This window comes from Streptomyces sp. NPDC111507 (genome assembly GCF_055638955.1).
This window is the reverse complement of the sequence record NZ_JBVKBU010000001.1, coordinates 1,171,450-1,193,457: the sequence shown is the minus strand read 5'-3', so window position 1 is coordinate 1,193,457 and position 22,008 is coordinate 1,171,450. Positions and strand designations below refer to the sequence as shown.

20 protein-coding genes are annotated in these 22,008 nt (G+C 71.1%); 8 read left to right on the top strand and 12 right to left on the bottom strand.

Features of this window, described 5'->3' with window-relative positions; all coding sequences use genetic code 11:
- Positions 1-172: 172 nt before the first annotated feature.
- A complete protein-coding gene (locus ACZ7M2_RS05300) occupies positions 173-709 on the bottom strand; it encodes a CGNR zinc finger domain-containing protein (protein WP_470045865.1) in 537 nt (178 codons plus the stop codon).
- A 127-nt stretch (positions 710-836) separates the two neighbouring features.
- Here ACZ7M2_RS05300 and ACZ7M2_RS05295 point away from each other — a divergent pair, with 127 nt between their 5' ends.
- The 5 genes from ACZ7M2_RS05295 to ACZ7M2_RS05275 all read left to right on the top strand — a co-directional run bounded on the left by ACZ7M2_RS05295 (position 837) and on the right by ACZ7M2_RS05275 (position 5,994).
- On the top strand, positions 837-1,289 hold the full coding sequence (locus ACZ7M2_RS05295; RefSeq protein WP_352051019.1) for a VOC family protein: 453 nt from the start codon (positions 837-839) through the stop codon (positions 1,287-1,289).
- Positions 1,290-1,313: 24 nt separating this feature from the next.
- Entirely contained in the window at positions 1,314-2,195 is an 882-nt protein-coding gene (locus ACZ7M2_RS05290) for a pyridoxamine 5'-phosphate oxidase family protein (protein WP_471594190.1), read from the top strand.
- A 36-nt stretch (positions 2,196-2,231) separates the two neighbouring features.
- Entirely contained in the window at positions 2,232-2,696 is a 465-nt protein-coding gene (locus ACZ7M2_RS05285) for an NUDIX hydrolase (protein WP_352051021.1), read from the top strand.
- A gap of 253 nt (positions 2,697-2,949) precedes the next feature.
- Entirely contained in the window at positions 2,950-4,740 is a 1,791-nt protein-coding gene (locus tag ACZ7M2_RS05280; RefSeq protein WP_471594189.1) for a TIGR03767 family metallophosphoesterase, read from the top strand.
- A 114-nt stretch (positions 4,741-4,854) separates the two neighbouring features.
- Entirely contained in the window at positions 4,855-5,994 is a 1,140-nt protein-coding gene (locus ACZ7M2_RS05275; RefSeq protein WP_471594188.1) for a serine hydrolase domain-containing protein, read from the top strand.
- Between the two features lie 166 nt (positions 5,995-6,160).
- On the opposite strand, the gene ACZ7M2_RS05270 is transcribed toward ACZ7M2_RS05275, so the two are convergent.
- Both ACZ7M2_RS05270 and pepN read right to left on the bottom strand, forming a co-directional pair.
- Complete coding sequence (locus ACZ7M2_RS05270) at positions 6,161-7,237, bottom strand: hypothetical protein (RefSeq protein ID WP_471594187.1); 1,077 nt, start codon at positions 7,235-7,237, stop codon at positions 6,161-6,163.
- Positions 7,238-7,449: 212 nt separating this feature from the next.
- A complete protein-coding gene (gene pepN / locus ACZ7M2_RS05265) occupies positions 7,450-10,029 on the bottom strand; it encodes an aminopeptidase N (RefSeq protein WP_471594186.1) in 2,580 nt (859 codons plus the stop codon).
- 173 nt (positions 10,030-10,202) lie between these two features.
- Between pepN and ACZ7M2_RS05260 the strand changes: the two genes are divergently transcribed.
- The gene (locus ACZ7M2_RS05260) at positions 10,203-10,859 is read left to right on the top strand and encodes a mycothiol-dependent nitroreductase Rv2466c family protein (RefSeq protein WP_471594185.1); all 657 of its coding nucleotides are present in this window, start codon (positions 10,203-10,205) and stop codon (positions 10,857-10,859) included.
- 13 nt (positions 10,860-10,872) lie between these two features.
- Here ACZ7M2_RS05260 and ACZ7M2_RS05255 read toward each other — a convergent pair whose 3' ends face one another.
- Entirely contained in the window at positions 10,873-11,109 is a 237-nt protein-coding gene (locus ACZ7M2_RS05255) for a hypothetical protein (RefSeq protein ID WP_168508690.1), read from the bottom strand.
- A 157-nt stretch (positions 11,110-11,266) separates the two neighbouring features.
- Here ACZ7M2_RS05255 and ACZ7M2_RS05250 point away from each other — a divergent pair, with 157 nt between their 5' ends.
- Positions 11,267-11,923, top strand: coding sequence for a histidine phosphatase family protein (locus ACZ7M2_RS05250; protein WP_471594184.1), 657 nt, complete (start codon positions 11,267-11,269; stop codon positions 11,921-11,923).
- Positions 11,924-12,042: 119 nt separating this feature from the next.
- On the opposite strand, the gene ACZ7M2_RS05245 is transcribed toward ACZ7M2_RS05250, so the two are convergent.
- From ACZ7M2_RS05245 to ACZ7M2_RS05210, 8 genes are all read right to left on the bottom strand, one after another.
- Positions 12,043-12,684 carry a superoxide dismutase gene (locus ACZ7M2_RS05245; protein WP_471594183.1) on the bottom strand — a complete coding sequence of 214 codons (642 nt, stop codon included), beginning with the start codon at positions 12,682-12,684 and terminating at the stop codon, positions 12,043-12,045.
- Between the two features lie 117 nt (positions 12,685-12,801).
- Entirely contained in the window at positions 12,802-14,196 is a 1,395-nt protein-coding gene (locus ACZ7M2_RS05240) for an amino acid permease (protein ID WP_471594182.1), read from the bottom strand.
- Positions 14,197-14,346: 150 nt separating this feature from the next.
- On the bottom strand, positions 14,347-15,237 hold the full coding sequence (locus ACZ7M2_RS05235; protein ID WP_352051029.1) for a TauD/TfdA dioxygenase family protein: 891 nt from the start codon (positions 15,235-15,237) through the stop codon (positions 14,347-14,349).
- 11 nt (positions 15,238-15,248) lie between these two features.
- A complete protein-coding gene (locus ACZ7M2_RS05230; protein WP_471594181.1) occupies positions 15,249-16,583 on the bottom strand; it encodes an LLM class flavin-dependent oxidoreductase in 1,335 nt (444 codons plus the stop codon).
- Positions 16,580-17,317 (bottom strand): ABC transporter ATP-binding protein, encoded by a 738-nt coding sequence (locus ACZ7M2_RS05225; protein ID WP_471594180.1) that lies wholly within the window; start codon positions 17,315-17,317, stop codon positions 16,580-16,582. Before ACZ7M2_RS05225 ends, ACZ7M2_RS05230 begins: the two co-directional genes overlap by 4 nt.
- Positions 17,293-18,144 (bottom strand): ABC transporter permease, encoded by an 852-nt coding sequence (locus ACZ7M2_RS05220; RefSeq protein ID WP_471594179.1) that lies wholly within the window; start codon positions 18,142-18,144, stop codon positions 17,293-17,295. The genes ACZ7M2_RS05225 and ACZ7M2_RS05220 overlap by 25 nt, the downstream gene beginning before the upstream one ends.
- Before the next feature lie 5 nt (positions 18,145-18,149).
- Entirely contained in the window at positions 18,150-19,235 is a 1,086-nt protein-coding gene (locus tag ACZ7M2_RS05215) for an ABC transporter substrate-binding protein (RefSeq protein WP_471594178.1), read from the bottom strand.
- Between the two features lie 338 nt (positions 19,236-19,573).
- Positions 19,574-20,779, bottom strand: a complete 1,206-nt coding sequence (locus ACZ7M2_RS05210) for an ROK family protein (RefSeq protein ID WP_471594177.1) — start codon at positions 20,777-20,779, stop codon at positions 19,574-19,576.
- A 508-nt stretch (positions 20,780-21,287) separates the two neighbouring features.
- On the opposite strand from ACZ7M2_RS05210, the gene ACZ7M2_RS05205 reads away from it, so the two are divergent.
- Positions 21,288-21,878 carry a biotin transporter BioY gene (locus ACZ7M2_RS05205; RefSeq protein ID WP_101405161.1) on the top strand — a complete coding sequence of 197 codons (591 nt, stop codon included), beginning with the start codon at positions 21,288-21,290 and terminating at the stop codon, positions 21,876-21,878.
- Positions 21,879-22,008: the final 130 nt, after the last annotated feature.

Here is a 22,008-nt window from a genome sequence, read left to right as displayed (position 1 = left end):
GTGGACCCGGATGACCGCTCAGCTTTACCTAAGGGGCAGTTGTTTGGGGAGAGTTGACCGGGGCGGGATGGAGCCATGGCGTACTTCCGCCATGCGTCACGACGGTCAAAGCGCAATATGACCGGACATCGACAAGCGTGGTCCGACCAATCCCCGCCCGCCCGTCGCCCGCTCAGGCCTCCCGCGTGCGCGCGTAGTGGCGGGACGCCTTCGCGCGGTTACCGCAGGCCGCCATCGAGCACCAGCGGCGGGTGCCGTTCCGTGAGGTGTCGAAGAAATGCAGGATGCAGGTGTCGTGGGCGCAGCGGCGGATGCGGTCGGGGGCGGTGTCGAGCAGCCCGAGGTAGTCGCGGGCGGCGAGCCAGGCGGGCCCCCAGGACGGGTCGCCGAACTCCGCTTCCTCGCCGGGCCCCCGGCCGGTCAGCGTCAGGCGGACGCGGCCGTGCGCGAGGACGGCGTCGATCCGGGCGGCAGCTTCCTCCAGGGTGCCGTCGACGGCCGAGCGCAGGGCGTCACGGGCTTCCCGTACATGCAGCAGCACGGCGTCGTCGGCCGGGAAGTCCAGCCCGTTCGCCGCCAGCCACACCGCCAGGCCCCCGGTGTCCGTGAGCAGGTCCTGCGTCACTCCCTCGCGGTTCCAGCGGGTGTTGAGCAGGTCGAGCGAGACCGGCTCCCCGGTGAGCGGGCGGGGATCGGCGGTGGTGGGCATGAGGAGCTCCCTTCGGCGCTAACCGCTCAAGAGTAAGTCACTGGTTGACGCTCCCCAATCTAACCCCTAATGTCGATGACAAGGGTTAGCTCCTCTGTGGGGGCGGCCAACGACAGACGGGACCGTCATGACCTTGCGCACCGGCCACATCGGCCTGAATGTCACCGACCTCGACCGCTCGCTCGCCTTCTACCGCGACGTCCTCGGCTTCGGAGTGATCGCCGAGGGCAAGGAGGAGGAACGGCGGTACGCGTTCCTCGGCTCCCTCGCCGGAGACGGCCGCCCGGTGCTCACCCTCTGGCAGCAGGCCCAGGGTTCGTACGACAACGCCCGCGCCGGCCTGCATCACCTCGCCCTCGAAGTGGACTCGGTCGACCAGGTCAGGGAGTACGAGACGGCCCTGCGGGACTACGGCGTCGACTTCGCGTACGAGGGCGTGGTCGCCCACCGGGAGGGCTCGGCGTCCGGCGGCATCTTCTTCCACGACCCCGACGGCACCCGCCTCGAGATCTACGCGCCGAGCGGGGCGGAGGGGGCCCCGGTGCCCTCTGACACCGCCCCTACCTGCGGTTTCTTCTAGGGTCTGTGGAGAGCGGGGCGTGTCATGACGTACCACTCCGGCTCACGGGCCGTACAGGAGCGGGTGGGTGTGCGGGAGGCCGCCGACCATGTGGGGCGGTCCGTCGGGCAGGGTATCCGCCCCGTGGCCGCCGCCTTCCTCGAACTCCAGCCGATGCTGGTGCTGGGCGCGGCCGACCCGGTGGGCGGCGCGGTGTGGGCCTCGCTGCTCACCGGCGAGCCCGGGTTCGTACGGGCGACGGGTGTCCGGCAGATCTCGGTCACGGGCGGCGGTCCGCGCGAGAGCGACCCACTGGCGCGGGCGCTCGCCACCCTGGGCACCGCCGTCGGCATGATCGCGCTCGACCCGCGCACCCGCCGCCGCATGCGCCTCAACGGCCGGGCCCGCCCGACCCCCCGTGGCTTCGCCGTCGAGGCCGACCAGGTCTTCTCCAACTGCCCGAAGTACCTGCAGAAGAGGGAGTCGTACGAGAAGGTTGAGCGTCCGCCCGGCACGCCCCGCAGGTCCGCCGGACTCTCCCCCGGGCAGCGGCGGTTCGTCGAGTCCGCCGACACCTTCTTCCTGGCCACCGTCCACGCGCACGGCGCCGACGCCAGTCACCGGGGCGGCAATCCCGGATTCGTCCACGTCAGCTCACCGCACGAGCTGTACTGGCGCGACTACCCCGGCAACTCCATGTTCCTGACCCTCGGCAACCTGGAGACGGACCCGCGGGCGGGGCTGCTCTTCCTGGACTGGGCGGCGGGGACGGTGCTGCAGCTGACGGGCACGGCGCGCGCCCAGTACGCGGCCGACGGGGAGCGCACGGTCGGCTTCACCGTCACCGAGGTCGTTCAGACACCTGCCGCCAGCCCGATCCGCTGGTCGCCGCCGGAGTACTCGCCGGCCAACCCGCCCCTGCCGTAGGCGACTTGCCCCGCTCCTGTGCCGTAACGTCTGGGCATGCCGAAGCAGTTGAGGGTGGCGGCCTACGCCGTATGCGTGCGAGACGGGCGGATGCTGCTGGCCCGCTGGGTCGCGGGTGACGGAAGCAGGCGGTGGACCCTGCCGGGCGGCGGCATGGACCACGGCGAGGACCCCTACGACACCGTCATCCGCGAGGCCGAGGAGGAGACGGGCTACGCCGTCGAGCCCCTCGCGCTGCTCGGCGTCGACTCCGTACTGCGTTCGCACCCGCGCCGACTCGGCTCACCCAACGACTTCCACGCCCTGCGGATCGTCTACGAGGCCCGTGTCACCGGCGGCGAGCTGCGCCACGAGACGAACGGTTCCACCGACATGGCGGCCTGGCACCCGCTCGACGAGGTACCCGCCCTCGACCGGGTCGCGCTGGTCGACGTGGGACTGCGGCTGTGGCGGGAACGACCGCCCCTCGGCCGCGTCGGCTCCGAGGCGGCGGGAGAGTAGCGGCGGGGGATCGCCGGGACTGGTCCCCTACCCCGGAAAATGAACACGGAGTGACCGCGTCCCGGCCGTTCGGAGAGGGGTCGTGGACGCGCAGGGTGTTCCAAGATCCACGTACGGTGATCGGCGTCGCCCGTTGCCGCCTCGTTAACGTCCAGGTCACCCCCGGTGCCAACGATCCAGTATGAGCGGGGAGTTACCGCAACGAGCCCCCCGCGACCACTGCCGACGCGTTCGCACTCGGGGAGATCGCGCCATGTCGCGCATACGCTCTGTCGCCACTTCCGCCGCCATGAACCGCCGTACCCTGCTCGCCGCCACCGGGGCGGTGACCCTCTCCGCGGGCATCGGCTACGCCCTGCGGCCCGACTCCGAGGCGCACGCCGCCACCACCGGCACCGGTGAGTCCGCCGTCGCCGTGTCCCTCCCCCACTCTCGGCTTCGCTCGAGCGGGGGGACCCCCATGGCGCCCGCCGCGCCCCTCGCTCCCTACGAGCGCGGCACCACCCTGGAGAGCGTGGCCGCGCCGCGCTCCGGCTCGGGCGGCTACCAGCGGCTCGGTGACGGCCCCGCCTGGAAGCGGGTCGTTCGCGGCGACCTGGCCGCGGCCAAGTCGGGCCGGGCCGACCGGCGCACCGCGCTCGCCGCGTTCGTGCAGTTCACCGACCTGCACCTGATCGACGTCCAGCACCCGCTGCGGCTCGAGTACCTGCGCACCGGCGCCGCGAACGCCTGGCGTCCGCACGAGTCGCTCACCGTGGCCGGCGCCGTCTCGCTCGTCGAGCGGGTCAACGCGCTGCGGGGCGCCCCCGTCACCGGCTCCCCGCTGCACTTCGTCATGACCACCGGGGACAACACGGACAACAACTCCAAGACGGAGCTGGACTGGTTCCTGAAGGTCATGAGCGGCGGCCGGATCAGCCCCAACAGCGGCGACCCGCGCCACTACGAGGGCGTCCAGAACAGCGGCCTCAAGCTGTACTGGCAGCCGGACGCGGCCCTGCGCGACGCCGACAAGCAGCGCGGCTTCCCGCACCTGCACGGATTCCTCGCGGCCGCCATCCGTGAGCTGCGCAGCCCCGGCCTCGGCCTGCCCTGGTACTCCACGGTCGGCAACCACGACGCGCTGCCGCTGGGCTGCTACCGGCACGGCGACTCCTACCTCGCCGAGTTCGCCGTCGGCGGCAAGAAACTGATGACGCTGCCCGCCTCGGCGAGCGTCGCCCTGCGCGCCGCCATCAAGAACGACAAGGACCCCAAGGGCACCCAGCTCAGGGACCTCCTCAAGACGCACGCGCGGCAGCTGCGCTCGGTCACCCCGGACGAGTCGCGCGCCCCCTTCACGCCCGCCGATTACCTCAAGGCGCACCTCGACCCCGCGCACACCGGCCCCGGTCCGATCGGCCACGGCTACTCACAGGCCAACCTCGCCGCGGGCACCCAGTACTACGCCTTCCGCATCTCCGACGACATCATCGGCATCAGCATCGACACCACCGACCCGGGCGGCCACTACATGGGCTCCATCGGGACGACCCAGCTGCGCTGGCTGGACAAGACGCTGAGCGACAACAAGGACTCGTACGCCATCGTCTTCAGCCACCACACCAGCAAGTCGATGACCAACCGCCGCACCGACCCCGCGCACCCGAGCGACAAGCGCCACGGCGGCGAGGACGTGGTCGCCACGCTCGCCAAGCACCGCAACGTGCTGGCCTGGGTGAACGGCCACACCCACAAGAACGAGATCATCGCGCACTCCGCGCCGAACCACGGCTCCTTCTGGGAGATCAACACCGCCTCCCACGTCGACTTCCCGCACCTCGCCCGCATCATCGAGGTCGTCGACAACAAGGACGGCACGCTCTCCCTCTTCACCACCCTCATCGAGTCGGCGGCCCCGCACCGCACGGACTTCTCCGACCTCAGCCAGACCGGCCTCGCGGCCCTCTACCGCGAGCTCGCCTTCAACGCCCCGGGCCGCAGCACCGAACTGGCCGGCGCCTCGCGGGACCGCAACACGGAGCTCGTACTGAAGAAGGCCTGAGGAAACCCGAGGAACGGCCGAAATCCACTCAACCGGCGTACAGGCGGGCAACCTTCACATCAGTCCGCCGAGTCCCTCCCCCCGACCAGGGTTCACCGGTGAAGGGGGAACGACATGTCAGCGCGTACGGGACTGGTGGCGGCGACGGCGGTGGCGCTTGCGGCCGCTCTGGCGGGGCCCGCGGTGGCGGCTCCCGCCGGGGCCGCTCACCACGGCGCGACCCGCGCCGCCATGGACGCCGCGGTGAAGGCCGGCGTGCCGGGCGTGACGGCGACGGCGCGGGACGCCGGCGGCACGTGGTCGGCCACGGCGGGCGTGGGCGACGTGCGGACGCACACGCCGCGCGGCACGGCCGACCACTACCGCGTGGGCAGCATCACGAAGACGTTCGTGTCGACGGTGCTGTTGCAGCTGGAGGCGGAGCGGCGGCTGTCGCTGGACGACAAGGTGGACAAGTGGCTCCCGGGCGTGGTCCGGGGCCATGGCCACGACGGACGCCGGATCACCGTCCGTCAGCTCCTCAACCACACCAGCGGCATCTTCAACTACACGGCGGACGACGACTTCGCCCGCACGTACTTCCTGAAGGACGGCTTCTTCGAACACCGCTACGACACGAAGACACCCGAGCAGCTCGTGGCGATCGCGATGACCCACAAGCCGCTCTTCGCGCCGGGCGCGTCCTGGAGCTACTCCAACACCAACTACGTGCTGGCCGGCATGGTGATCGAGAAGGTCACCGGCCACTCCTACGCCACGGAGATCCGCCGCCGCGTCATCGAACCGCTCGGCCTGCGCGCCACGTCCGTCCCCGGCACCAGGACGACGCTCCCACGGCCCAGCAGCCACGCGTACTCGAAACTGGCCCGGACGACGACGGGCCCGACGTACGACGTCACGCGGCTCAACCCCTCCCTGGCCTCCTCCGCCGGGGAGATGATCTCCGACTCCGCCGACCTGAACCGCTTCTACGCGGCCCTGCTGGGCGGCCGGCTCCTTCCGCCGAAGCAACTGAACGAGATGAAGACCACGGTGAAGGCCGACGAGATCCCGGGCGCCCGCTACGGCCTGGGTCTCATCGACCGCAAGCTCAGCTGCGGGGTCCATGTGTGGGGCCACGACGGCGGCATCCACGGCTCGACGTCCTCCGCCGTGACGACGGCGGACGGCCGCCACTCCCTGGCCTTCAACTTCAACGGGGACTGGTCGGGGGACAGCGATGCGGTGATCGAGGGCGAGTTCTGCGACAAGTAGGCCCCCGAACAGCCTTCTCGACGCCGGTCACCGCAGCCCTCCGGTCGGGAGGCCTTCCGGCTCAGCGTGCCGTCCTCCCGGACCTCACGGGCAACCCGCACGAGGAGGGGCCGCCGGATCGCCGGCGGCCCCTCCTCTCCCCTCCTGGTACCGCCCCGGTCCGTCGCTACCGGGGCAGGACGACGACATACGCCGCCGGATCCCGGTCGTTCGCCGCCATCAGCGCGGTGCGGACCACCGCCGCCTGCTGCTCCATCGCGGCGCGCAGCTTCCGCGGGGTGACGTGGACGACCGTGATACCCAGCCGCTCCAGGTGCTCGCGCTTGCGGGCGTACTCCGACCAGAGGGCGTCCTCGTCCTGCCCATGGCCTTGCCGATGTCCCGGCCGGGGCGCCCGGGTGTCCAGCTCCAGGGCCACCGCCTGCTCGGGCCAGTACGCGTCGAGGCCGCCCAGGTGAGGCCCGCCCGGCAGGCGCAGGTCGACGTTCCAGACCGGGGCGGGCAGGCCGTACTCCCGCACCATCCGGTAGAGCCGGTCCTCCGCGATCGCCCGGCCCTCCGCCAGCAGCGAGTCCACCGCGTCCACCACGTGCGGCCGGCTCAGCAGCCGCGCCTGCGTCAACTCACGCACCACCGCGGCCGGTTCGCAGTGCCCGGCGCGCACCGCCTCCGTCAGCAGCCGCCGTACCGTGCCCGTGTCCGACAACTCCGCCACCGCGTCGGCGAGGGCGCGCGGCACCGGGGCGACCGGGACACCGGTGAGGTACGAGGGGGCGGGCAGCGAAGGCGTACGGACGATGTGGGCGCAGCCGTGCGAGCGCAGTCGGCGCAGCCGGGGGACCAGGACGTCGATCTTGTCGAGGGCGGTCAGCGGGGGCGACGAGGTGAACCCGTGCAGGGTCAGCGCCGCCAGGCCCGTGATCAGCGCGTCCGCGTACGGCCGCGGGGCGTGCGGTTCCTCGGCGCCCGGCTGGACGGGGATCCCCGGCGCCGGCTCATGGGCCGGGGTGCGACCCGCGAACAGCAGGACGGCGTGCAGGCGTTCCTCGGAGGTGGGCGGCCCCGGGTGGAGGAGGAAGACGCCGGGGAGGATCTGCTGCCAGGGACCGCCCGGCCGGCACTGCTCGGTGGTGTCGGCGGCCGTGATGCCGTGGGTGCGCAGCTGAGCGGCGGTCAGGACCCGCCGCTGCGTGTGGGACAGGTGACGGAGGGGGCGGGGGGACAGTGGGGTGTTGTGGTTCATGACCGGGGGTTTCCCGCGCCCGATCCGTCCCCTAACCGCTGTTACACGCCCGTCGACAAATCCGGACAAGCTCGCCCTAAAGTACGGGCGTTCGACTGCCGAAAGACGCTGGTCCGGATCGGGGTTACGGGGCCCGGTGCGCGGGTTCGGTAACGGGGCTCCGGGCGGCCGCACGGGCGGCCCGGAGCCCCGTCATTTCCCGGCCGTCGTCGCTACGAGCCCGCCGCCGTGTCGCACGCCTGTCCCCGCAGGGTGCGCGCCAGGTCGTCCCGTGCCTCGAGGACGAGACGGCGCAGGGCGGGTGCCGCGTCCTCGTGGGCGGTGAGCCAGGCGTTCGTCGCGTCCAGGGTCTCCTGGGAGTCCCGCAGGGACGGGAACAGGCCCTTGACCACATCCATGCCGATCTGGATGGACCGCTCGGCCCAGACGCGCTCGATGGCCGCGAAGTACTTCGCGGCGTAGGGAGCCAAGAGCTCCCGCTGGGAGGGCTGCGCGAAGCCCGCGATGGTCGCCTCGACCAGCGCGTTGGACAGCGCGTCCGACTCGACGACCTGCGCCCAGGCCTGGGCCTTGACCGCCGCCGAGGGGCGGGCGGCGAGGCAGCGGACCTGGTGACGCTTGCCGGAGGCCGTGTCGTCGCGGGCCAGTTCGGCCGCGAGGAGGGACTCGTCGGCGACGCCGTGCGCGGCCAGCGGTTCCAGGAACGCCCAGCGCAGCTCCTGGTCGACGTCCAGGCCGTCGACCTTGGCGGTGCCCTCCAGGAGGTGCAGCAGCAGTTGCAGATCGGCCTGGTCGGAGGCGACCGTCGCGAAGAAACGGGCCCAGGTCAGCTGGTGCTGGCTGCCGGGCTCGGCGAGCCGCAGCTCCTTCAGGGCGCCCTGGGCGAGCAGCCGGCCGCCCTCCGCACGCCAGTCGGGGGCCGCGTAGTGGACGAGCGCCGAGTGCGCCCAGGCGTGCAGCATCTGCAGGACGCCGATGTCGGACTCGCGGCCCGCGAAGCGCAGTACCAGGCCCACGAAGTCCCGGGCCGGCATCAGCGCGTCCCGGGTGAGGTTCCACAGCGCCGACCAGCACAGCGCGCGGGCGAGCGGGTCGGTGATGTCGCCGAGCCTCTCGCGCAGCGTGGCCAGCGAGTTCTCGTCGAAGCGGATCTTGCAGTACGTGAGGTCGTCGTCGTTGACGAGGACCAGCTCGGGGGCGTCCGCGCCGACCAGCTCCTCGATCACCGTACGGGGGCCGACGACATCGGCCTCGGCGCGCGCGTACCGCACCAGGGACCCGTCGGCCTCCTCACGCCGGTACAGGCCCACCGCGACGCGGTGCGGGCGCAGTTCGGGGTGCGACTCGGGAGCCTCCTGGAGCACGGCCAGCTCCGTGATGCGGCCCTCGGCGCTCAGGATCACCTGAGGGGTGAGGGAGTTCACCCCGGCCGTCTGGAGCCAGGCCCGCGACCAGGTGGCCAGATCGCGCCCGCTGGTCTCCTCCAGCGCCGACAGCAGATCGCCGAGGCGCGTGTTGCCGTATGCGTTGCGCTTGAAGTAGCGGCGCGCGCCCTCCAGGAACGCGTCCTGGCCGACGTACGCGACGAGCTGCTTGAGCACGCTCGCCCCCTTCGCGTACGTGATCCCGTCGAAGTTGAGCTTGGCGTCCTGGAGGTCGCGGATGTCGGCCGTGATGGGGTGGGTGGAGGGCAGCTGGTCGGCGCGGTACGCCCAGGCCTTGCGGCGGTTGGCGAAGGTGATCCAGCCGTTCTCGAAGCGGGTCGCCCCGACCAGCGCGAACGCGCCCATGAAGTCGGCGAAGGACTCCTTGAGCCACAGGTCGTCCCACCACTCCATGGTGACGAGGTCGCCGAACCACATGTGCGCCATCTCGTGCAGGATGACGTTGGCCCGGCCCTCGTACGACGCCTGCGTCACCTTGCCGCGGAAGATGAACTCCTCGCGGAAGGTGACGAGCCCCGGGTTCTCCATCGCGCCGAGGTTGTACTCGGGCACGAACGCCTGGTCGTACTTCCCGAACGGGTAGGGGAAGTCGAAGTGGTCGTGGAAGAAGTCGAGCCCCTGCTTGGTCACCAGGAACACGTCGTCGGAGTCGAAGTGGGGCGCAAGACCCTTGCGGCACATCGCGCCGAGCGGGATCTCCAGCGTCGTACCGTCGTCGAAGGTGCGCGTGTAGCTGTCCGTGACGTAGTGGTACGGGCCCGCCGCGAACGCGGTGATGTACGTGGAGATCGGCTTGGTCTCGGCGAACCTCCACACACCGTCGACGAGATCACCGACGCCGTTGCTCCAGACCGTCCACCCCTCCGGGGCCCGCACCTCGGAGCGGAAGGGGGCCTTGAGGTCCGGCTGCTCGAAGTTGGCGAAGACGCGCCGGGAGTCGGCGGGCTCGTACTGGGTGTAGAGGTAGACCTCGCCGTCCTCGGGGTCGACGAAGCGGTGCATGCCCTCGCCGGTGCGGGAGTAGGCGCACTGCGCGTCGACGACCAGCTCGTTGTCGGCCCGGAGGTCCTCCAGCCGGATGCGGGAGCCGTCGAAGACCTCGCCGGGGTCCAGGTCCTTGCCGTTGAGCGACACGGCCGTGACGCTCGGTGCGAGCAGGTCGGCGAAGCTCGCGGCGCCGGGCTCCGCGCAGCGGAAGCGGATCGTGGTCACCGAGCGGAACGTGCGCGGCTCGGCCTCGATGTCGCCCAGGGCGGAGCGCAGGTCGAGGGAGACCTCGTAGCCGTCCACGGACAGCAGCGCTGCCCGCTCCTGGGCCTCGTCGCGGGTCAGATTCTCACCGGGCACGGGCGGCACTCCCTCGGGGCGTCACGGAATGGACATGGATACTGCGGAACGGACAGGAGCGATCCTGCCATGTGCCCCTGACGCGGGACACCCGGGAATGAGGCGTGACACCCGGGAATGAGGCGAGCGGCCTCCGGCGTTGCTGCGGGAAACACCGCTTTCCGAGGAGAACCATGCCCGAGACCGCCTCCACCAAGACCCCCGTCGACTTCTGGTTCGACCCGCTGTGCCCCTGGGCCTGGATGACCTCGCGCTGGGTGCTGGAAGTGGAGAAGGTCCGGGACATCGAGGTCCGCTGGCACATCATGAGCCTCGCGGTCCTCAACGAGGACAAGCTGGACCAGCTGCCCGAGGAGTACCGGGACATGCTCGCCACCAAGGCCTGGAAGCCGATCCGGGTGGTCACCGCCGCCTGGCAGAAGCACGGCGAGGACATCCTCGGCCCGCTCTACACCGCGCTCGGCACCCGTATCCACAACCAGGGCGAGGGCCCGACCATCGAGGCGATCGCGGGCGCGCTCGAGGACGTAGGCCTCCCGGCCTCCCTGCTCGACTACGCCGACCAGGAGAACTTCGAGTTCGACGCCGAGCTGCGCGCCTCCCACAAGGAGGGCATCGACAAGGTCGGCCAGGAGGTCGGCACCCCGGTGATCGCGCTCCCCGGCGACGACGGCGAGCAGATCGCCTTCTTCGGCCCGGTCGTCACGCCCACCCCGCAGGGCGAGGCCGCGGCCAGGCTGTGGGACGGCACGCTGCTGGTCGCCTCGACCCCCGGCTTCTACGAGATCAAGCGGACCCGCACGAAGGGCCCGGACTTCAGCAACCTGTAAGGGCCACCAGGAGTCATTCCGGTTCGGGCATCTTCTGCGGCGGGTCGAACGGCTTGACCCTCAACGCCGTGCGGATGTTGCGGCAGTCGAAGTCGGTTCGCCCGCAGATCCAGTAGTCGTCCACATACGCGTTCGGCTTCTGGAGGTTCGCCAGCTTGCGGATGATGTCCCGCTCCCGGTCGTCCCGGGGCTGGCGGTGCGGCTGGTAGGACCCACACGTGTAGCAGGGGTACGTCATTTCCCTCGGCATCCCGCAACGATGCCCCGGAAGCCCGCATACCGTAAGGCCCCGTGAGGCTCCTTTCCGCTCCTCACGGGGCCTTCGCGGTACCGCCGGACAGACCCGGACGGCGGGCTTGCGGCGGAGCGCGCACGCGAGCGTGCCCCGACCGGAATACTGGCGGGTCATGAGTACGACGAGCATGACCCACAGCGCCGTGAGTCCCGCAGCCTCAGTGAGCACGACCCTGCTGCTCGCCCGGCACGGCCGGACCGTCTGGCATGCCGAGAACCGCTACGCCGGAGTGAGCGACGTCCCCCTCGCCGACGAGGGCCACGCCCAGGCCGAGACGCTGGGCCGCTGGGTCGCCGCGCACCCCGTGGACGCCGTCTGGACGTCGACCCTCTCGCGCGCCGTCGCCACGGCCGAGCCCGCCTGCCGCGCCCTCGCTCTCACCGCGCACCGCGAACCCGCCCTGCGCGAATGCGACTTCGGGGTGGTGGAGGGCCACACCCTCGCCGAGTTCGAGGCCGAGAACCCGGCGAGGGCGAAGGCGTTCCGGGTCGACCCGGTGTCCTACCCCTTCCCGGAGGCGGAGGACCCGCGCACCGCGGCGGCCCGCGGGGCGGCCGTCCTGCGCCGGATCGAGGCCGCGCACCACGGCGAACGCGTCCTGGTCGTCGCCCACAACACGCTGCTCCGACTGGTGCTCTGCTCGCTGCTGTCCATCCCGCTGGGCGAGTACCGCAGGGTCCTCCCGCGGCTGCGCAACGCCGCGATCACCGAACTCCGCATGACGGACGGAGCCGCCGCGCTGCTGTCGCTCAACGTGCCCTGCGAGTGACGCGGCCCGGGTACACAGGAGGACCCCCGCGAGTCACGTCCTCGCGGGGGCCCTCCGTTTCTCCGCCTGCCACGTGAAAGGTGAGAAGACGATCACGAGCAGGACGCTTTCTGTCTGCCTCAGGGGGCCGGAAGCAACACGTTCGCGCGAGACCTGGCCGCCTTGTGACGCCGGGCCACGTCCTGCCAGTCGACGACCTGCCACATCGCGTCGATGAAGTCGACCTTCTGGTTGCGGTACTGGAGGTAGAAGGCGTGCTCCCAGGCGTCGAACACCAGGATCGGCACCGAGCCCTGCCCCACGTTGCCCTGGTGGTCGTAGATCTGCTCGACGAGGAGGCGACCGCTGAGCGGCTCGTGGGCGAGGACGCCCCAGCCGGAGCCCTGGGTGGTCGCGGCGGCCTTCGTCAGCTGCGCCTTGAACCCGGCGAAGGAACCGAACGACTCGGTGATCGCGTCCGCGAGCTCTCCCACACCGTCCACGGCGAGGGGCTCACCGCCGCCGTTCCCGGTCATGTTGGTCCAGTAGATGCTGTGCAGGATGTGGCCGGAGAGATGGAAGGCCAGGTTCTTCTCCAGACCGTTGACCGCTCCCCACGACTCCTTGTCACGCGCCTCCGCGAGCTGCTCCAGCGTGTCGTTGGCCCCCTTGACGTACGCCGCGTGGTGCTTGTCGTGGTGCAGCTCGATGATCTCGGGGCTGATCACGGGTGCGAGCGCGGCGTAGTCGTACGGCAGCTCAGGGAGTGTGTAGACGGGCATGGTGGGGTCCCCTCCGGCCTCGTAAGACCTTATTGCACATAACTTGCAACTGCACGCTAGCAACAAAAAGGCCCTCGTGCGGGTCGCACGAGGGCCTTTCGGGGGAGCGGGAAGCGGTCAGCGGGCCGCGCGTGCCCGCTGCCAGGCGTATCCGACGGCCGCCAGGAACAGCGTCATCCCGCCCGTCGAGTAGAGCTGCACCCGGGTGTCCGGCTGCCGGGCCATCAGGACGAAGATCGCGGCCATGCCGGCCAGCGCCACCCAGGTCAGCGCCGGGAACAGCCACATCCGCACGACCAGCTTCTCCGGTGCCTCGCGCTCCACCCGGCGCCGCAGCAGCAGCTGCGAGACCGCGATGAAGATCCACACGACCAGGATCACCGCGCCGATCATGTTCAGCAGCCAGGGGAAGACGTCGTCCGGCCGCCAGTAGCTCAGCAGCACGCACACGAAGCCGAAGACGCAGGAGACGAGCACCGCGACCCGCGGGACCCCGGCCGAGACCCTGCCGAGGGGCTTCGGACCCTGGCCGCGCTCCACCAGCGAATAGGCGATGCGCGAGGAGCCGTAGATGTTGGCGTTCATCGCCGAGAGCAGCGCGACGAACACGACCACGTTCATCAGCTGACCGGCGCCGGGGATGCCCAGGTGGTCGAGGGCGGCGACGTAGGGGCCCTTCTCGACGACCTCCTTCGAGTCCCAGGGGACCAGCGTGACGATGACCGCCATGGAGCCGATGTAGAAGAGCGCGATGCGCCACATCGCCGTGCGGACGGCGCGCGCGACGCCCTGGACCGGGTTCCGCGACTCGGCCGCCGCGATGGTGACCGTCTCCAGACCGCCGTACGCGAAGACCGACGCGAGCAGACCGACGACCAGCCCCTCGCTGCCGTGCGGGAGGAAGCCGCCCTGGCCGGTGAGGTTCGAGGCGCCGGGGGAGTCCGTGCCCGGCAGGACGCCCGCGATGGCCAGTACGCCAAGGACCAGGAACAGGCTGATCGCGCCGACCTTCAGTGCGGCGAACCAGAACTCGAACTCGCCGAAGTTCTTCACGGCGGCGAGGTTCGCGACACAGAAGACCACCATGAACAGGGCGACCCAGGCCCACTCGGGCGTACCCGGCAGCCAGCCGGTGACGATCTTCGCCGCCCCGATCCCCTCCAGCCCCACGGCCGTGCAGAGCAGCACCCAGAAGGACCACCCCGCGGTGAAGCCCGCCCACGGTCCGATCGCCCGCTCGGCGTGCGCCGAGAACGAGCCCGAGGACGGATACGCGGCGGACATCTCGCCGAGCATCCGCATCACGAGCATGACCAGCAGACCGGAGACCGCGTACGCGATCACGATCGACGGTCCGGCGGCGGCGATCCCCGCGCCGGACCCCACGAACAGACCGGCGCCGATCACACCGCCGAGGGCGATCATCGACAGATGGCGCTGCTTGAGGCCGTGGGACAGCGGAGCGGGTGCGTCGGGAGCGGTGGGTGGGGTGTCGAGGGTGGTGCGGGACATGAGAGCGGGTGGTCCCTTACGTGCGAGTGGGCAAAAACGCCCACAGTCTGGGCAGCCTCTCCGCTCAGGGGGAGAGGCTGCCCACTATGCGGACACCCGCGGTACGGAGCGTGAGATTTCCTTTACTCGGCCACCGACGTGCAGTGCGTCTTACCCGGCCACGGACGTGTAGTGCGAGGCGTCGCCCTCGATCGAGTAGCTCTCCTTGCCCTCGATGCCGACCGGCACATCACCAGCGACGGTCACCCGGTGCAGGCGGCGCGGCCGGCCGTCGTAATTGTCGATCGCGTAGTGCTGGGTGATCCGGTTGTCGAACAGGACCAGCTGGTTCGGGGACCAGCGCCAGCGCAGGATGTTCTCGGGCCGGGTGACGTACGACTGGAACAGGTCGAGCAGCTTGCGGGACTCGCCCACCGACAGCCCGACGATCCGCTGCGCGAACCCGCCGATGAACAGCCCGCGCTCACCGGTCAGCGGGTGGACCCGGACGACGGGATGGGCGGTACGGAACTTGATGGACGTGAACCGGGCACGCTGGGCGGCCTGTTCCTCGTCGATCTGCTCGTCCGGCACCGCGTAGTCGTAGTCGTTGGTGTGCTCGGCCCACAGGGTGTCGGCGAGCGCGCGCAGCGGGGCGGGCAGGTCCCGGTAGGCGGCCGCCGAACTGGCGATCAGGGTCTCGCCGCCGTACGGCGGGATCGTGATGCTGCGCAGGGTGCTGGCCTGGGGCGGGTTGAGGACGAAGGTCACGTCGGTGTGCCAGTGGTTGGCGCGCCCGCGCTCGCTGTCGACGGGGAGCACGTTCGGGGCGCCGTCGACGGCGGCCACCGTCGGGTGGGCGGTGGTGAGGTCGCCGAAGTGGCGGGCGAAGGCCTGCTGGCCCTCGTCGTCGAGGTGCACGTCGTCGAAGGCCAGGGCCTTGTGGACGTCGAGGGCCTCGCGGATCGCGGTGACCTGTTCCTCGTCGAGCGGCTTGGAGATGTCCACGCCGGAGACCCGGGCGCCTATGTTCGCGGTGACCTTGCTGATCTCGAGGGACATGCGGGGTCCTTTCAGACGAGAGCGGGCTGGAGGTACTGGTTGGCGGGGCGGGGGAGGCCGTAGCGCTCCCGGAGGGTCCGGCGCGGTCCGTACTCCGTGCGGAGCAGGCCGCGGGCGCGCAGGATGGGGACGACGTGGTCGACGAACAGACCGAGGCCGGAGGGAAGTACGGCGGGCATGATGTTGAAGCCGTCGGCGGCGCCGCGCGTGAACCACTCCTCGATCGCGTCGGCGACCTGCTCCGGTGTGCCGGCGAAGGTGAGGTGCCCGCGCCCGCCGCCGAGCCGCCCGATCAGCTGCCGCACGGTGAGCCGTTCGCGGCGGGCGAGTTCGACGACGAGGGTGTAGCGGCTCTTGGCGCCCTCGATGACGTCCTCGGGAGGCAGGTCCGCGGGGAGCTGGGCGTCCAGCTCCAGGGTTCCGGGCTCCAGCTGCAGCAGGTGCTCCAGACGGTCCACGCCGTGCGTGTACACGATGTGGTCCTCCAGGATCTGCTCGTTCGCCCGCGCCTCGGCCTCCGTCGAGCCGAGCACCGGGACGATGCCGGGCAGCACCTTGATGTGCTCGGGGTCCCGGCCGGCCGCTGCCGTACGGGACTTGAGGTCCGCGTAGAAGGCCTGGGCGTCGGCGAGGGTCTGCTGTGCGGTGAACACCGCCTCCGCGTAGCGCGCCGCGAAGGTCTTGCCGTCCTCGCTCGACCCCGCCTGCACGAGCAGCGGGTAACCCTGCGGCGAGCGGGGCACGTTGAGGGCCCCCTCGACACTGAAGTACGTGCCCTGGTGGCGCGGCGGGTGGATCTTGGCGTCGTCGCCCCACACGCCGGCCGTCTTGTCGGCGACGATCGCGTCGTCCTCCCAGCTGTCCCAGAGCTTGAGCGAGACGTCCAGGAACTCGGCGGCGCGCGCGTACCGTTCGGCGTGCGCGGGCTCGGCGTCGAGGCCGAAGTTGCGGGCGGCCTCCGCACCGGCCGTGGTGACGATGTTCCAGCCCGCCCGACCGCCGCTGATGATGTCGAGAGAGGCGAACTTGCGGGCCAGGTTGTAGGGGGAGTTGTAGGACGTGGACGCCGTGGCGATCAGACCGATGTGCTCGGTGGCCGTCGCCAGTGCGGTGAGCAGGGTGAGCGGTTCCAGGGCACCGGCCGGGCGTTGGGCCAGGTTGCTCCACAGCTGGGGTCCGTCGGCCAGGAAGAGGGAGTCGAAGGTGCCGCGCTCGGCGGTCCGGGCCAGCTCGACGTAGTGGGCGAGTTCGACATGGGCGTACGGGTCGCTCTCCGGCAGCCGCCACGACGCCTCGTGATGGCCGGTGTTCATCAGGAAGGCGTTGAGGTGGAGTCGGCGGGTCATGCGTGGTCCTCCGTCACACCGAGGGCGGCAAGAAGGCGCTCCCGGTACTCACTCAGTACCGGCTCCCGGTAGGAGCGCGGGTGGGGGCGGTCGATGGTCAGGTCGAGACCGATCCGGCCCCGGTCGAGCACGAGGACGCGGTCGGCGAGCACGATCGCCTCGTCCACGTCGTGGGTGACGAGCAGCACGGAGGGCCGGTGACGCTCCCACAGCTCGCGCAGCAGGACGTGCATCCGGATCCGGGTCAGCGCGTCCAGCGCGCCGAACGGCTCGTCGGCCAGCAGGAGTTCGGGCTCACGGACGAGTGAGCGGGCCAGGGCGGCACGCTGGGCCTCGCCGCCGGACAGCTCGTTGGGCCAGGCGCGTTCGCGGCCTTTCAGACCCACCTCGGCCAGGGCTTCACGGCCCTTGTCGGCCGCTTCCTTGCCGTTCGCGCCGAGCAGCACGTTGTCGAGGACCCGCCGCCAGGGCAGCAGCCGGGAGTCCTGGAAGACGACCGACACCCGGTCCGGGGCGGTGAGCCGGCCGCTTCCGACGACCTCGTGGTCCAGGCCCGCGATGGCCCGCAGCAGCGTGCTCTTGCCGGACCCGCTGTGCCCGAGCAGGGCCGTGAACTGTCCGGCGGGCAGGTCGAGGTCGATGTCGTCGAGGACGGTACGGCCGTCGAACGACCGGCTGAGACCCCGGAGTCGGACGGCCGGGGCGGCGGTCAGCTGCTGAGTGTGCGGCGCCATGACAGCACCCTCCGTTCGACGAGACGGACCGCGCTGTCGGAGACCAGGCCGAAGACGCCGTAGATCAGCAGGCCGACCAGGATGACGTCCGACTGGCCGTAGTTCTGGGCCTGGAACATCATGTAGCCGAGTCCGCTGGTGGCGTTGATCTGCTCCAGGACCACCAGGCTCAGCCAGGAGCCGGTCACCCCGAGGCGCAGTCCGACGAAGAAGCCGGGCAGTGCGCCGGGGATGACGATCTGGCGGACGAACTGGAGCCTCGACAGGCCCTGGACCTCGGCCAGCTCGACATAGCGGTGGTCGATGCCGGACAGCGCGGCGTGCAGGTTGAGGTAGATCGGGATGTAGACGACGATCGCGATGATGGCGATCTTGAAGGTCTCGCCGATGCCCAGCCAGAGGATGAACAGCGGGATGAGGCCCAGGGTCGGGATCGCCCGGTTGAGCTGCACGGTCCCGTCGATCAGCGCCTCGCCGATCCGGCTGAGCCCGGCCGCCAGCGCGAGGACCACACCGGCGGTCAGGCCCAGCGCGAAGCCGTATCCCGCGCGTTCCAGGGAGGTGCCGACGTCGGTGGGGAGCGTGCCGTCGGTCCACAGGTGACCGGCGGTCTTCAGGACCGTCCAGGGCGCCGGGATCGCACCCGGGTCCAGCTGTCCGGCGGCGGAGGCGGCCGCCCACAGGGCGAGGAGGAGGGCGGGGCCGATGAGCCGGGAGGCGGGCAGGCGTTTGCCGGGGGCGAGGCCGCGGCGCCGGCTGCGCCGTACGGCACGCGTCTCCTCGGCGGCGGTCACCGGCACGGTGGTCGTGGTCGTGGTGGTCGTCATGGCCGTCACCTCCGGTACTCCGCCGGGACGGCCTTCGCCGCGATGCCCTCGAAGCGCCGGTCGAAGAGCGAGCCGACCTTGAACGCCTTCACGAAGCCGCCCTCGGCCAGCAGATCGGCGGTCTCCTGCTCCCACTTCACCGCCTCGTCCCAGCTCGGCGGGAACAGCGGCTTGTTGGCGAGCTCGGTGATCGACCGGGCCTGGGCGAGCGTGAGGTTCTGCGTCCTGACGTAGAACTCCTCGTTCCAGGCGTCCGGGTGCTCGTACGCCCACACCTGCCCCTGCGCCCAGCGCGGGATGTACGCCGCGACGGCCGCCGCCTTCGCCGGGTCGGCCAGCACGGAGGTGGGCGCCCACAGCAGGTTGAGCAGGTCGACCACGTCGGTGGTGATCGCGCGGGCGCCCTTCGGCGCGTACTGCTTGAGGTACGCCGGTGCCTGGCTGTTGGCGAGTGGGGCGATGTCGACCTGGCCCGACTGCAGGGCCGTGAAGAACTGGTTGCTGGTCAGCGGGACCAGCTTCACCTCGTCGTACGCGAGCCCGGCCCGCTTCAACGCCCGTAGCAGGACGACGCCTTGGGCCTGGCCCTGGGAGAACGCCAGCTTCTTGCCCTTGAAGTCCGCGATGGTGTGGATGTCGCTGCCGGGCTTGGTCGCGAAGAGGTAGTTGGGTTTGCGGGTGACGTCGATCGCGACGATCTTGGCGTCGTAGCCCTGGTAGTGCGCCTGGATCGGCGGGATACCCGCGTTGTTGGCGACGTCCAGGGACTTGGCGCGGAAGGCGTTGATGACATCGGGTCCGGCGCCGATGTTCACCCAGCTGGAGACGGTGAACGGCAGGTCGGTGAGGCCCGCGAGCTTGAACTGGAGCTGCTGGACGTTCTGGTACGAGGCGATCTTGAGGCTTGTACCGGAGGGGACCGTGGCGGACAGCGGGGCGGACAGGGACCCCTTGGACTCGCTGTCGGCGGCACTGGCCCCCGCGCAACCGCTCAGTCCGGCCGCGGCGGCCACGCCGAGCAGGGAGGACAGGAACAGCCGCCGGTCCACACCGGGCGCGAAAGGGGACGACGAAGGAGACAGTGGTGGCATGGGAGGACTCCGGGGATCCAAGTGGCGGAAATGCGCGCGGAATTCCGGGCAGGGGGAATTCACCAGGGGAAGGAAGTGAAAGAAGGGGAATACGCGCGCAGAGAGGAGGCGCACGCCGGGGCGCGGCAGAAGAAACCGGGTGATCGTCTACGCGTCTACGCGTCAGCAGGTCAAGGCGCCGACGCGGCAGTGACCCGGCGTCAGCAACAACGCGTGCGTGCGACCCGCATAAGGTCGACGACGCGGCACTTGGTCAGCGGAACCTGCACCCGCGAGCTGCTCATGAGGAGGATGCTCCTGTCCGCGTACGACCGCTGTCAACATTCCGAGTCTCTGAATTAATTCGTCCCCGGTGACAGGCTCAGCGGATCCCGGTACACCACGTCGAGTGCCACCGATCCACCCGCCACGGCGAGCACGGATTCCGGGAAACTGGTCGGCAGGACGGAAGCCGCCCGGTCCGCGCCCACCTCCGCGCGCAGCGCCCCGAGGCAGTCCTCCCGATGCACGGTCCCGACCTCCGCGACGACGACCGTGTCCGGGTTGAGCACGTCCAGCAGCAGTCGGGCCGCCCGCCCGACCGTCCGGGCCCGCTCCAGCAGCAGACGTACGGCGACGGGGTCGCCGTCGGCCGCGGCGCCGACCACGTGCATCGGGTCGGCGGCGGTGATGACCCCCTCCTCCCGCGCCCGCCGGCACAGCGTCCGCTCGCTCAGCTCGGCCTGAAGGCAGCCGGTCCGGCCGCAGTCGCACCGCTCCGAGCCGCCCGGCAACGGCAGATGGGCGATCGCCCCGGCCTGGGAGCGGGGGCCGTGGTGCACCTCGTCGTGGGTGGCGAAGGCGGCGTCCACCACGTTGCCGACGAACAGATGCAGCACGCTGCGGCTGCCGCGCGCCCGCCCGAACAGCCGCTCTGCGTTGACCAACGCCCGCGCGTGCCCGTCCACATGGACCGGCAGCCCGGTCCGCGTGCCGAGCGCGCCCCGGACGTCGACGTCACGCCAGCCGAGCAGCGCGTGCTCCACGACCGTCCCGGAGTCGCGGTCCACCCAGCCGCCGGCCGCGACGCCGACGCCGAGGGGGGTGCGGCCGGGGTGGTCGGTGAGCAGGGCGGCCAGCCCCGCGGCGGCGTTCGCGAGTACGCCGTCGGGCTCCGTGCCGTCGTCGTGGGCGATCCGTCGCTCCGTGACGACCCGGCCGCGCAGGTCGAGCAGGGCGACGGTGGTGTACGGGACGGCCACGTGGACCCCGCCGACCACGAACCGGGAGTCGTCCAAGTGGATGGGGACGTGGGGACGTCCGACGCCGTTCGACCGCCGGGGCGTCGGAGCCTCCCGGATCAGGCCGAGCGCGGCGAACCGGGCGCAGTAGTCGGTCACCGAGGCAGGGGAGAGGCCGGTCAGCCGGGCGACGGTGCTGCGCGCGACCGGGCCGTGTTCCAGGACGGAGCGCAGGATGACGCTGGCGCTGGTGCGGCGGCGGTCGCCGGCGGTGGCGCGGTGGGGTGTCGCGCGAGGGGAGGGGGCCAGGGAGGTACGAGGCATGGCGCTTCCTAGGAGCGTGTCCGAAACGGTCGCGTCTTGGCGAGCCGGATGCGCTCCGCCCGCCCTACCCGGGGCGACAGGTGGCGGTGCCCTGGCGTCGCAGGTCGACATAGCGACGCGACGCGAAGTTCTCAGCCTGGGCAACCATGCCCTGAAGAGTAGGTCGTCCCCCCGATTCCGGCCAGAGGAGCCGTCTCCCGACCCGCGGCCCGCCCGAGGTCTCAGGGGCGCGGGGAACCGCGCGACCGGCCCCACCCACCCGCGGACGGACGAAGACGCCCAGCGGGGCGAATTGGTGGGACCCTACAGGCCGCGCTCGAACCTCTCCGCGGACAAAACCATCCCACCTCAGTGACCAGCATCACGCCCCGATAGGTGTATGCGGCCTCCTTTGTAAGGGCTCCACCAAGTCCCGGATCCCCGCTTTGTCGATCGCACACGGTGATCCACCCGCGCCCCTGGGATAGCGTCACCGTGTCCCGACCCCCCGTCACCCGCCGGAGTCCCCATGAGCACCGCTGCCGCCACCCCCCGCCAAGGCATCCGCCCCGGCGAGGTCCTCGCCGACCTGCTCCCGGCCTCCCGCGTCAGGGACATCACCCTCGTACTCGGCGGAGCGGCCCTCACCGGCCTCGCCGCCCAGATCTCCCTGCCCGTGCCGGGCTCCCCGGTCCCGGTGACCGGCCAGACCTTCGCCGCCCTGCTCGTCGGCACGGCCCTCGGCGCGGGCCGCGGCTTCCTCTCGCTCGCGCTCTACGCCCTCGTCGGCATGGCCGGCATGCCGTGGTTCGCCGACGGCGGTTCCGGCACCGCCGCCCCGTCCCTCGGCTACATCCTCGGCATGATGCTCGCCTCCGCCGCCGTGGGCGCCCTCGCCCGCCGCGGCGCCGACCGCTCGTTCCTGCGCACCGCGGGCACGATGCTGCTGGGCGAGGCGATCATCTACGCGGTCGGCCTCCCCTACCTGGCCGCCGCCACCGGCATGTCGCTGAGCGCGACCCTCGCGGCGGGGTTCACCCCGTTCCTGATCGGCGACGCCCTGAAGGCGGCGCTGGCGATGGGCGTCCTGCCGACCGCCTGGAAGTTCCTCAACCGCTGAGGCCGTAGTCCCCTCGCAAGAGGCTCGGGGGGGGGGGGGTTTTTTTCGGACCAAGGAGGGTCCTTCTTTTCTTCCCGTTCCTGCCTTGGGGGGCGAATCCGTGTCCACCACACCCCCCCCCCCCCTACCG